Annotated in this window: 12 protein-coding genes and 1 pseudogene; 6 read left to right on the top strand and 7 right to left on the bottom strand. The window is 67.4% G+C overall.

Annotated elements, in window-relative coordinates:
* Positions 1 to 47: 47 nt before the first annotated feature.
* On the top strand, positions 48 to 1,676 hold the full coding sequence (locus ASC46_RS02385) for an acyl-CoA synthetase (protein ID WP_055457676.1): 1,629 nt from the start codon (positions 48 to 50) through the stop codon (positions 1,674 to 1,676).
* 75 nt (positions 1,677 to 1,751) lie between these two features.
* Here the strand turns inward: ASC46_RS02385 and ASC46_RS02390 are convergent, their stop codons facing one another.
* Complete coding sequence (locus ASC46_RS02390; RefSeq protein WP_019403314.1) at positions 1,752 to 1,940, bottom strand: YdcH family protein; 189 nt, start codon at positions 1,938 to 1,940, stop codon at positions 1,752 to 1,754.
* Positions 1,941 to 2,146: 206 nt separating this feature from the next.
* Here ASC46_RS02390 and ASC46_RS02395 point away from each other — a divergent pair, with 206 nt between their 5' ends.
* From ASC46_RS02395 to ASC46_RS02415, 5 genes are all read left to right on the top strand, one after another.
* On the top strand, positions 2,147 to 2,371 hold the full coding sequence (locus ASC46_RS02395; protein WP_198300549.1) for a YdcH family protein: 225 nt from the start codon (positions 2,147 to 2,149) through the stop codon (positions 2,369 to 2,371).
* Positions 2,372 to 2,531: 160 nt separating this feature from the next.
* Entirely contained in the window at positions 2,532 to 3,023 is a 492-nt protein-coding gene (purE, locus tag ASC46_RS02400; RefSeq protein ID WP_055457677.1) for a 5-(carboxyamino)imidazole ribonucleotide mutase, read from the top strand.
* The gene (locus tag ASC46_RS02405; RefSeq protein WP_055457678.1) at positions 3,016 to 4,101 is read left to right on the top strand and encodes a 5-(carboxyamino)imidazole ribonucleotide synthase; all 1,086 of its coding nucleotides are present in this window, start codon (positions 3,016 to 3,018) and stop codon (positions 4,099 to 4,101) included. The genes purE and ASC46_RS02405 overlap by 8 nt, the downstream gene beginning before the upstream one ends.
* Before the next feature lie 141 nt (positions 4,102 to 4,242).
* Complete coding sequence (gene rpsU / locus ASC46_RS02410) at positions 4,243 to 4,473, top strand: 30S ribosomal protein S21 (protein ID WP_019403310.1); 231 nt, start codon at positions 4,243 to 4,245, stop codon at positions 4,471 to 4,473.
* A gap of 250 nt (positions 4,474 to 4,723) precedes the next feature.
* A complete protein-coding gene (locus ASC46_RS02415; protein WP_245280442.1) occupies positions 4,724 to 5,614 on the top strand; it encodes a tetratricopeptide repeat protein in 891 nt (296 codons plus the stop codon).
* A 402-nt stretch (positions 5,615 to 6,016) separates the two neighbouring features.
* Here ASC46_RS02415 and ASC46_RS21900 read toward each other — a convergent pair.
* From ASC46_RS21900 to ASC46_RS02440, 6 genes and pseudogenes are all read right to left on the bottom strand, one after another.
* Positions 6,017 to 6,496, bottom strand: a pseudogene (locus ASC46_RS21900) (alpha/beta hydrolase family protein); the annotation flags it as partial.
* Between the two features lie 114 nt (positions 6,497 to 6,610).
* A complete protein-coding gene (locus ASC46_RS02425) occupies positions 6,611 to 8,011 on the bottom strand; it encodes an NAD(P)(+) transhydrogenase (Re/Si-specific) subunit beta (protein WP_055457680.1) in 1,401 nt (466 codons plus the stop codon).
* Between the two features lie 4 nt (positions 8,012 to 8,015).
* Positions 8,016 to 8,465 carry an NAD(P) transhydrogenase subunit alpha part 2 gene (locus ASC46_RS02430; RefSeq protein WP_055457681.1) on the bottom strand — a complete coding sequence of 150 codons (450 nt, stop codon included), beginning with the start codon at positions 8,463 to 8,465 and terminating at the stop codon, positions 8,016 to 8,018.
* A 52-nt stretch (positions 8,466 to 8,517) separates the two neighbouring features.
* Positions 8,518 to 9,654, bottom strand: coding sequence for a Re/Si-specific NAD(P)(+) transhydrogenase subunit alpha (locus ASC46_RS02435; RefSeq protein WP_055457682.1), 1,137 nt, complete (start codon positions 9,652 to 9,654; stop codon positions 8,518 to 8,520).
* Positions 9,655 to 9,736: 82 nt separating this feature from the next.
* Complete coding sequence (locus tag ASC46_RS20725; protein WP_019403304.1) at positions 9,737 to 9,892, bottom strand: aa3-type cytochrome c oxidase subunit IV; 156 nt, start codon at positions 9,890 to 9,892, stop codon at positions 9,737 to 9,739.
* A gap of 140 nt (positions 9,893 to 10,032) precedes the next feature.
* On the bottom strand, positions 10,033 to 11,397 hold the full coding sequence (locus tag ASC46_RS02440; protein WP_055457683.1) for an ABC1 kinase family protein: 1,365 nt from the start codon (positions 11,395 to 11,397) through the stop codon (positions 10,033 to 10,035).
* Between the last annotated feature and the right edge of the window lie 53 nt (positions 11,398 to 11,450).

The following is an 11,450-nucleotide window of genomic DNA, read 5'->3' on the forward strand; positions in this document are numbered from 1 at the left end:
TCGCCGGCTAGGCTGCCACATCGCAAGTTCCGAAGCGGACTGGAAAGATGACGGCCTCAGCCTACGACCTCCACCTCGACCGCAACCCGGCCAATTTCCAGCCGCTGACGCCGCTGACCTTCCTCGAACGGGCCGCAAGCGTCTTTCCCGAGCGTACGGCCATCATCCACGGCAGTTTGCGCCGCAACTATCGCGACTTCTATGCTCGCGCCCGGCGCCTTGCCTCGGCGCTCGCAGCTCATGGCATCGGCCGCGGTGACACCGTCTCGGTGATGCTGTCGAACACGCCGGCGATGCTCGAATGCCACTACGGCGTGCCCATGACCGGAGCGGTGCTCAACACGCTCAACACCCGGCTCGACGCGGCCATCATCGCCTTCACGCTCGACCATGCCGAGACCAGGGTGCTCATCACCGACCGCGAGTTCTCGAAAACCATCCGCGAGGCACTCGCCCTCGCCAAGGCGAAGCCGCTCGTCATCGACTACGACGACCCCGAATACGACGGCCCCGGCGAGGTCCTCGGCAAGACGGATTATGAGACCTTCCTCGCCGGCGGCGACCCCGACCATGCATGGCAGATGCCGGACGACGAGTGGGACGCGATCTCGCTCAACTACACCTCGGGCACGACCGGCGACCCCAAGGGCGTCGTCTATCACCACCGCGGTGCCTACCTGCTTGCCATGGGCAATGTCGTCACCTGCGGCATGGGGAAGCATCCCGTCTATCTGTGGACGCTGCCGATGTTCCACTGCAACGGCTGGTGCTTTCCCTGGTCCATCTCGGTGGTCGCCGGCACGCATGTGTGCCTGCGCCAGGTGCGCGCCGGCGCCATGTATGCAGCGCTCGCCGAACATGGCGTCACGCATCTTTGCGGCGCGCCCATCGTCATGGCGACGCTGCTCAATGCGCCTGCCACGGACAAGCGCGATTTCACGCAGAAGGTCGCCTTCTTCACCGCGGCCGCGCCGCCGCCCGAGGCGGTGCTGGCCGCCATGAAGGACGCCGGCTTCGACGTGACCCATCTCTACGGCCTCACCGAGACCTACGGTCCCGCTGTCGTCAACGACTGGAACAGCGCCTGGGACGACCTGCCGACGGGTGACTATGCGGCGAAGAAGGCGCGCCAGGGCGTGCGCTACCTCGTGCTCGAAGGCCTCGACGTGCGCGACCCCGAGACGCTCGCATCCGTGCCGGCCGACGGCGAGACGCTAGGTGAGGTCATGTTCCGCGGCAACGTTGTGATGAAGGGCTATCTGAAGAACAAGGCTGCCACCGACAAGGCCTTCGCCGGCGGCTGGTTCCACTCCGGCGACCTCGGCGTCAAGCACCCCGACGGCTACATCCAGCTCAAGGATCGCTCGAAGGACATCATCATCTCCGGCGGCGAGAACATCTCCTCCATCGAGGTCGAGGATGCGCTCTACAAGCATCCGGCGGTGCAGGCCGCCGCGGTCGTCGCCAAGCCGGACGAGAAATGGGGCGAGACGCCGTGCGCCTTCGTCGAGCTCAGGCCCGGGGCGGAGGCGACGGCGGAGGAACTGATCGCCTTCTGCCGCAGCCGACTCGCGGCCTTCAAATGCCCGCGCCACGTGGTCTTCACCGAACTGCCCAAGACCTCGACGGGCAAGATCCAGAAATTCCGCCTGCGCGAGATGGCCCGCGAGGCGTGACGCGTCGGCTCGCCCATATGAAAACGGCCACCCTGAGGGGTGGCCGTCGTGCCGGTCGTGCGGCCGGCAGATCCGTCAATGTATCGATTGCGATATCGTCGTATGACGCAAGCGCTCCATCTCGTCCTTCAACTGCAGCTTCTTGCGCTTGAGTTCCGCGATCTTGAGCTCGTCAGCCGAGGGGCTGGCCTGCACCGTTTGGATCTCGCGCTCAAGCGCTTCGTGCCGCTTTGCGAGTTCGGCCAGATGGGCGTTCAAAGACATCGCTTTCCTCCTTCGGATCACTCCGACGACAGAACTGTGACACAGCATTGTGGCGGAGTCGAAGCAGATTCCGCCATCGGCGGTGCACCGGCGGCGAGCCGTGGGCAAGCCACCCTTTTTGCAGGGGCTCGGCTTGCCGAGCGTGCGGCCACGCCGCATACTTCCGATTTCCGTCATTCTCCGGATCGATGCCCCCGGGCAGCGCCATGATGACCATCGATATCGACGACGAAGACGAGCGCCAGCAACTGATGGGCGAACTCAATCGCCTGCGCGAGGAACACCGCGACCTCGATGCGGCGATCGCGGCGATCGAATCCGTCGGCCCCGCCGACCAATTACAGATCCAGCGGCTGAAGAAGCGCAAACTCATCCTCAAGGATCGCATCACCTTTCTCGAGGACAGGCTGACGCCGGACATCATTGCCTAGCGGCAGTCGGGCGGACACCCCCCTCGCAGCAACCGGACGCAATTTCGTGTCCCGAACGCCCGCAGCGTCGGCGCGTCGCGCGAGCGGAACCGATTGCTGATTGCCGACTGGCCGCCTGTTACTGTATGCCCCGCGCGGAAGACTTTTCGCAGGATCATCAATGACGACGCAAACGCCGGTCGCCATCGTCATGGGCAGCCAGTCGGACTGGCAGACCATGCGCCACGCGGCGGAGACACTGGCCGCGCTCGACATCGCCCACGACGCGCGCATCGTTTCTGCCCATCGCACGCCGGAGCGGCTGTTCGCCTTTGCGAGGGGGGCGCGGGACGAGGGCTTCAAGGTGATCATCGCCGGAGCTGGCGGCGCGGCCCACCTGCCGGGCATGGTCGCCTCGCTCACCCCGCTGCCGGTCTTCGGCGTGCCCGTGCAGTCGAAGGCCCTGTCGGGCCAAGACAGCCTCCTGTCGATCGTGCAGATGCCGGCCGGCATTCCCGTCGGCACGCTCGCCATCGGGCGGGCCGGAGCCGTCAACGCCGCTCTTCTCGCCGCCGCGGTGCTCGCCCTCTCCGACACGGGGCTCGCGGCGCGCCTCGACGACTGGCGCGCCGCCCAGAGCGCGGCCGTGGCCGAGCGGCCGCAAGATGACTGACGCGATGCTCGCCCCAGGCTCCACCATCGGCATCCTCGGCGGCGGCCAGCTCGGCCGCATGCTGGCGCTCGCCGCCGCACGCTATGGCCTTAAGGCCCATGTCTATGCGCCGGAGCCTGACAGCCCGGCGTTCGAGGTGGCGGCCCGCCATACGGTTGCTTCCTACACCGACGAGGGAGCGCTCGTCGGCTTTGCAGCGAGCGTCGACGTCGTCACCTACGAATTTGAGAATGTGCCCGCCGACACGGCCCATATCCTCGAATCGCACGTGCCGCTGCGCCCCGGCGCACGGGCGCTCGCCGTGGCCCAGGACCGGCTCGAGGAAAAGACCTTCGTCAGCAACCTCGGCATCGCCACTGCGCCCTTCCGCGCCGTCTCCAACGAGACGGACCTGCGCGCCGCCCTCGCCGCTGTCGGCCGGCCGGCGGTGCTCAAGACGCGCCGCTTCGGCTATGACGGCAAGGGCCAGGTCATCATCCGGACGGGCGACGACCCGGCGACGGCGCTCGGCGCCATTGGCCACGTGCCGGCGATTCTCGAAGGCTTCGTGCCTTTCTCCCGCGAGGTGTCCGTGGTTGCGACCCGCGGCCACGATGGCTCCGTCGCCGCCTATGATCTGTGCGAGAACGAGCACCGCGACCACATCCTGCACATCACGCGGGTGCCGGGCACCCTGCCCGCGAACCTGTGCGACGAGGCACGCGCCATCGCCGGGCGCATCGCGACGGCACTCGATTACGTCGGCACGCTGTGCGTCGAGATGTTCGTCGTCGAGACGGACGGCGAGCCGCCGCGCCTTCTCGTAAACGAGATCGCACCCCGCGTGCACAATTCCGGCCACTGGACGATCGAGGGCGCGAAGACCTCGCAATTCGAACAGCACATCCGTGCCATCTGCGGCTGGCCGCTCGGCTCGGTCGCGCTCGTCGGATCGGTGGAGATGACCAACCTCATCGGTGAGGACATGGCGGCCTGGCCGGAACTCCTCGCGGAGGAAGGCGCGCATCTGCACCTCTACGGCAAGGCGACAGCCCGGCCCGGTCGCAAGATGGGCCATGTCACCCGCGTCAAAACCTGAGGCTGGGGCCGGTTTCAGGCGCCGGACCTGTGGACAGGCGCCATCCGATCTGTTATCCACCCTGCCACGGTTGTGGCGCGCCGTTCGCGCCATTATGGCGTTTCGCCACCCATCACGAATTCAAAAGCGGGAAGACGACGCGTGCAGGTTCTCGTTCGCGACAACAACGTTGATCAGGCGCTCCGTGCGCTGAAAAAGAAGATGCAGCGCGAAGGCATCTTCCGGGAAATGAAGCTCCGCGGCCATTACGAGAAGCCGTCGGAGAAGCGTGCCCGCGAGAAGGCCGAGGCCGTCCGCCGCGCCCGCAAGCTGATGCGCAAGCGCCTGCAGCGCGAAGGCCTGCTGCCGAGCAAGCCGAAGCCGACCCGCTGAGGGGCCGCCGCAGCAGGAATTGCCTCCCGCTCCGGCATCGCGGCATTGGCTTATCATCACGGGGTCCGGGCCCCGGCAGCGCAAGCGCCCTCCTCGCGGATGGGCGCTTTGTTTGCATGTGCCGGCCCCGCCTCTCGGGGGAGTGCCTGCGAGGCCACGGCCGCGCCAGGGTCTTCACGCTCCTGCCTCACTTGTGTCCGAGAACCGGCACGCAACAAACGATTCAAGTTGTTCGGGGTGGAGGATTGACGTGATCGAACGGAGGAAGTCGGCCTCTGGTGCCATCCTGTCGGCGACAACGCTCGGCCGCAGCCTGCTGCCGCTTGCCGTGGCGCTTGCATTGGCCGGTTGCGAGACGGTGAGCGGCGTCGGTGGCTCGCGCGGTGTGGCCGAGCTCGTCCAGGAGAATCCGGACGCGAGCAAGACCAATATCGCCTCTCTGTCGGATGTGATCCGCGCCAACCCGAACGATCCCCAGGCCTACAACGCTCGCGGGGCGGCCTATGCGCGCTCCGGCCGCTACAGCGACGCAATGAGCGACTTCAACCAGGCCATCAAGCTCGATCCAAACTTTGCCGCCGCCTACACCAACCGGGCGCTGTCGCTGCGCCAGACCGGCCGGGACGACCAGGCGCTGGCCGATTTCAACCGTGCCATCCAGGCCGATCCCAACTACGGGCCCGCCTATCTCGGCCGGGCCAATCTGCTGCGCGTCAAGGGCGACTTCAACCAGGCGCTGGCCGATCTCTCCCGGGTCATCCAGCTCAACCCCGAATCGGCGGAGGCCTATCATGCTCGTGGCCTCGTGCACCAGCGCCAGGGGCAGAACGAGCTTGCCATCGCCGACTTCCGCTCGGCCATCGACCGCAATCCCTTCGCCGGCGCGCCCTATGCCGCGCGCGGCCAGAGTCTCGTCGCCGTCGGCAAGTATCAGGAGGCGATCGAGGACTTCAACGCCGCCCTCAACGCAGACAACCGCAATGCGGTGGCCTGGGCTTGGCGCGGCGTCGCCTTCGAGCGCCAGGGCGACCGTACGCAGGCGACTGAGTCCTATCAGCGGGCTCTCGCCATCGACAGCGGCAACCAGGTGGCGCGCGAAGGCATGTCCCGCGTCGGCGGCGGCCTCGCCCTCTTCCGCTGATCCGCCCTTTACTGCCGGCCGGCCGCCTGCGGCGCCGAAACGGTCAGAACATCCGCGCCGATAACCCTCCCTGTGAGGGCATCGGCGATAAAGCGCCGGATGTGCGGGTACCGCGCCATGGTCGAAGAGATCGACGTGGCCGCCGTCCACGAAGCGCACGAAACGGCGTGCCGTTATGGCAAGGCCGAATAGCGCTTCGCCATGGGCGAAGGGGATGACGCCGTCGCGCATGCCGTGCAGGACGAGCATCGGCACGCCGATACGGTCCACGATTTCCTCGCTGCGGAACTGGTCGCTCATGAGCAGCGACACCGGCACGAAGGGATAGATGCCGGCGGCCACCTTGGCCGTCGACAGGTAAGGCGCCTCGAGGATGACGCCAACCAGCCGCTGCTCGGCCGCAAGGCGTACGGCAACGCCCGTGCCGAGCGATTCGCCATAGGCGAAGAGCCGCTCGGTGCCAAATCGATGGGCGGCATAGGCATAGGCCGCTGCGCCATCGCGGTGCAGGCCCGCCTCGCTCGGGCTGCCGGTCGATCCGCCATAGCCCCTGTAGCTGACAGCAACGAGGCCGGTACCGTCCGCGACCAGCTGCCTGAAGCGGCTGACACGGAAGGCGAGCGCGAGATTGCCCGCATTGCCGTGAAAGAAGACGAGCACCGCCCTGCCCGGCGCCGGCGGCACCACCCAGGCGTTCAGCCTTTCGCCATCGCTCGTCTCGATCTGCACCTGCTCGAGCCCGGGGATGGCTGCGACGCTGCCGTCGATCGGTGCGGCGTCGGCTGGAAACAGCAGGTCGCGCTGGAATACGACAAGCCCCGCCACGATCAGCCCGTAGACGATAGCGAACAGCGCTGCGGCATTGAGCGCGATCTTGATCATGTCGGCGCCATATCATGAGCGGGGCGGCTGCCGCCAGCCACGGCCTCGTGAGAGGCAGCCAGGAAAAAGGCCGCCTCGCGGCGGCCCTTCCGATGCCTGTTGGCCAAGCGCCGCTCAGTCCAGCGCCTTGACGATCTCTTCCACCATCTTCTTGGCGTCGGCGAAGAGCATCATGGTGTTATCCTTGAAGAACAGCTCGTTCTCGACGCCGGCATAGCCCGAACCCATGCCGCGCTTGACGAAGAGCACGGTCTTGGCCTTCTCCACGTCGAGGATCGGCATGCCGAAGATCGGCGAGGCCGGGTCGGTCTTGGCCGCCGGGTTCGTCACGTCATTGGCGCCGATGACGAAGGCCACGTCCGCCTGCGCGAACTCGGAGTTGATGTCCTCGAGCTCGAACACCTCGTCATAAGGCACATTGGCCTCTGCGAGCAGCACGTTCATGTGGCCCGGCATGCGGCCCGCCACAGGGTGAATGGCGTATTTGACCTCGACGCCCTCGTGCTTGAGCTTGTCGGCCATCTCGCGCAGCGCGTGCTGCGCCTGTGCCACCGCCATGCCGTAGCCCGGCACGATGATGACCTTGCTCGCATTCTTCATGAGGAAGGCGGCATCGTCGGCCGAGCCCTGCTTGATGGGCCGCGCCTCGGCCTCACCGCCGGCCGCCATCGCGCTTTCGCCGCCGAAGCCGCCGAGGATGACCGAGATGAACGAGCGGTTCATCCCCTTGCACATGATGTAGGAGAGGATCGCACCCGAGGACCCGACCAGTGCACCCGTGATGATGAGCGCGAGATTGCCCAGGGTGAAGCCGATGCCGGCCGCCGCCCAGCCCGAGTAGGAGTTGAGCATCGACACGACGACGGGCATGTCGGCGCCGCCGATCGGGATGATGAGCAGGACGCCGAGGGCGAAGCTGACGAGCGTGATCAGCCAGAAGACCAGCCGGCTCTCCGTCAGCACGAAGAGGATGATCAGAACCACGAGCGCCGCCGCGAGCGCAATGTTGATGGCGTGCCGGCTCGGCAGCATGATCGGCTTGCCGCTCATGCGCCCGTCGAGCTTGAGGAAGGCGATAACGGAGCCGGTGAAGGTGATGGCGCCGATAGCGACACCGAGCGCCATCTCGACAAGACTGCCGCCGTGGATGGCGCCAACCTGGCCGATGTCGAAGGCCTGCGGCGCATAGAGCGCGGCAGCCGCCACCAGCACCGCCGCCATGCCGACCAGTGAGTGGAAGGCCGCGACGAGCTGCGGCATCGCCGTCATCGGCACGCGCTTGGCGATGACGGCGCCGGCGCCACCGCCGATGGCGATGCCAACGACCACGAGCAGCCACGCGAACCCGCCCGCCGGCGGATGGCCCACCAGCGTCGTCACGATGGCAAGGCCCATGCCGATCATGCCGTAGAGGTTGCCCTGCCGCGACGTCACCGGATGCGAGAGGCCGCGCAGCGCGAGAATGAAGAGGACGCCCGCTGCGAGATAGAGAAGGGTCGAGAGATTGGCCGACATTCGCTCAGCCCTTCTTCTTGTACATGGACAGCATGCGCTGCGTGACGAGGAAGCCGCCGAAGATGTTGACGGAAGCGAAGACGAGGGCGATGAAGCCGAAGATCCGCGCCCACACCGGGCCGTCGCCGAGGGCCGGCGCCGTCTCGACGCCGACGGCAAGCAGCGCGCCGACGACGATGACGGAGGAGATGGCGTTGGTCACCGACATCAGCGGCGTGTGCAGCGCCGGCGTCACCGACCAGACCACGTAGTAGCCGACGAAGACCGCGAGCACGAAGATGGCGAGGCGGAACACCGTCGGGTCGACGGCGCCGCCCGTCGCGGCATGCGCGGCAGCCCCCAGCGCCGCGGCCGCCTGATCGGCATAGCTCTGTGCGGCTTCGGCCGCTTGTCTGGCGACGTCGGCCGCCGCACGGGCCTGTTCGAGCGCCTGTTCCGGCGTCAGGTTGGCCATGGCTCGCTTCCCCCTGCTGATCCTCGCCCCAGACGGGGCCTGTCGGACTGACTTAACCCTGCGGCTGGAAGGCCGGATGGACGACGGCGCCATCGCGCGTCAGGCAGGTGGCCTTGACGAGTTCGTCGTCCCAGTTCACGGCAACGGCCTTCGTCTCCTTGCTGACCAGCGTCTCGACGAAGGCGTAGAGGTTCTTGGCATAGAGGCTGGAGGCGGTGGCTGCCAGCCGTCCAGGCACGTTGAGATGGCCCACGATCTTGACGCCGTTGTGCACCGCGACCTCGCCGGGCTTGGCCAGTTCGCAGTTGCCGCCGCGCTCCACCGCGAGATCGACGACGACCGATCCCGGCTTCATCGATTCGACCATCGCCCTACTCACCAGCTTCGGCGCCGGCCGACCCGGAATGAGGGCGGTGGTGATGACGACGTCCTGCTTGGCGATATGCGCGGCAACGAGTTCCGCCTGCTTCTGCTTGTAGGCGTCCGACATCTCCTTGGCGTAGCCGCCGGCTGTCTCCGCCTGCTTGAACTCCTCGTCCTCGACGGCAATGAACTTGGCGCCGAGCGATTCCACTTGTTCCTTCGCCGCCGGGCGCACGTCGGTCGCGGTCACGACGGCGCCGAGGCGCCGGGCGGTGGCGATGGCCTGCAGGCCAGCGACGCCCGCGCCCATGACGAAGACGCGCGCGGCCGGGACCGTGCCCGCCGCCGTCATCATCATCGGGAAGGCACGGCCGTATTCCGCCGCGGCGTCGACCACGGCGCGATAGCCGGCGAGATTGGCCTGTGATGAAAGGACGTCCATCACCTGAGCTCGGGTGATGCGGGGCATCAGCTCCATGGCGAAGGCGGCTACGCCGGCCTCGGCGAGGCCCTTCACTGCAGCCTCGTTGCCATAGGGATCCATGATGGCAATGACGAGCGCACCCTTGTTGACGCCCTTCAGCGCCTGCGGCTCCGGCCGCCTGACGGCGAGTACGATGTCGGCACCCTTCACGGCTTCCGCCGCCGTCTTGGCGATGGTCGCCCCGGCGGCTTCGTAATCTGCGTCCGTGACGCCGGAGGCCAGTCCCGCTCCGGTCTCGACGGCGACGACCGCCCCGAGCGCCGTGAACTTCTTGACCGTCTCCGGCGACGCGGCCACGCGGCTTTCGAGATGAGCCGTCTCCTTCGCAATCGCGATGCGCATTGTTTCCCCCCGGGAACAAGGCCATCCCGCCAGGGCAGGGGCCGATCGTGATGAAAACCGCGGGGCCCGGCCGGGCCCGCCGTCAGAGCAGGAAGATCGCCAGGAAGACGAAGACGAGCACGACCGCGATGGTGGCCCATTTCGAGAAGGTGATGAACGCTGCGTAGGTGCGCTCGTGGGCGGGATAATCCATGTCCGGGTGCCCCCCGGCGGGAACGGCGTGCTTGTGTTCTGCCATGGTAATCCTCGGTATGATCCGGCGTCGTCCGGCTTTACCGCAAGGTGCCGCCGCATGCAACGCGGGCCGCGAAGCATGGCCCCGTTCATTCGGCAGGCTCTGCTATTAAACCGTTTTAATCGACGCGCAAGAGCGTTTCTTCACGCCGGCGCGGAAAGGCCGGCCGCGGACAGGGCCCGGCCCTGCGCCGCCGCGACCGTATCGAGTCCGAAACGGTCGATCTCCGCCTCGAACAGGCGATGAAAGTTCAGCTCGGCCCCGAGATGCAGGAAGACCGCCCCGAGACCGATGGCTGCGCGATCCATGAAGACGAACTCGCGCGGCACCCGTACCGGCCCCTTCTCCCGCAACGCCTGCTTGACGCGCCAGGCCTCACGCCGGCCGTACTCGCCGGGCGCCACGCCGTCGGCGATCGTGCGCACCCGGTCGTCCAGAAGGGGGCCGTAGATGAAGCGCGCCCACAGGTTGAGCACCTCGATGAGGTCCTTGCGCAGGCCGCGGAAGCCCCAGGTCTCGTAGGCCGCGACGACCCGGTCCGGCTCGTCGTCGCGCAGGCCTTGGTAGAGGTCCACCACCCCGCCCACGAAGCGGGCGGGGAAGATGCGGATGCAGCCGTAATCGAGCAGGTTGATGCCGGCGGCGTGGCCCGCCGCATCGTCGAAGACCGTGTAGTTGCCGAGATGCGGATCGCCGTGGATGACGCCGAAATGCGAGAAAGGATGCCACCAGGCCTTGAACATGGCCGTGGCGAGGCGATTGCGGGTCTCCAGCGGCGCCTGCTTGTAGTCGAGGATCGGCCGCCCCTCCAGCCAGTCGAGCGTGAGCAGCCTCAGCGTCGACAGTTCCGCCCACACGCCCGGCACCCGCACCTCCGGCACGTCGGCGAGCATGTGGGCGTAGAGCCTGGCATGGCGCGCCTCGCGCCGGTAGTCGAGCTCCTCGCGCAGCCGCGCGCCGATCTCCTCCTGGATCTCGGCCGTGTCGATCTCCGGGCTCAGCCGCCGCTGCACGGCGAGCAGCATGCCGAGCTGGCTGAGGTCTGCCTCGACGGCCGACTGCATGTCCGGATATTGCAGCTTGCAGGCGAGCGGCACCCCGTCGTGCGAGCGCGCCCGATGCACCTGACCGAGGGACGCGGCCGCCGCCGGCTGCAGGTCGAACGCGCCGAAGCGCCCGGCCCAGTCGGGCCCGAGTTCAGCCATCATGCGCCGGCGCACGAAGGCAGCCCCCATGGGCGGGGCCTGCGACTGCAGCTTCTGCAGTTCCGCCGCATATTCCGGCGGCAGGGCGTCGGGGATGGTGGCGAGCAGCTGCGCCACCTTCATGAGCGGCCCCTTGAGGCCGCCAAGCACCCCCGTGAGCTCCGCCGCATAGCGCGAGCGGTCAGCCTCCCGCCCGAACATCCGCGTGCCCATCATCCGCGCGGCGATGCCGCCCACATTGGCGCCGACCCGCGCATAGCGGGCCGCACGCGCCGAGAACCGATTGCCTTCGGGATCGCTCATGGGGCGTTTTCTCCAACTGCCCCTATCTGGTGTCGACCAGAGCGAATTGCGAC

This window comes from Chelatococcus sambhunathii, assembly GCF_001418005.1.
In the GTDB taxonomy this organism is placed as follows: domain Bacteria; phylum Pseudomonadota; class Alphaproteobacteria; order Rhizobiales; family Beijerinckiaceae; genus Chelatococcus_A; species Chelatococcus_A sambhunathii.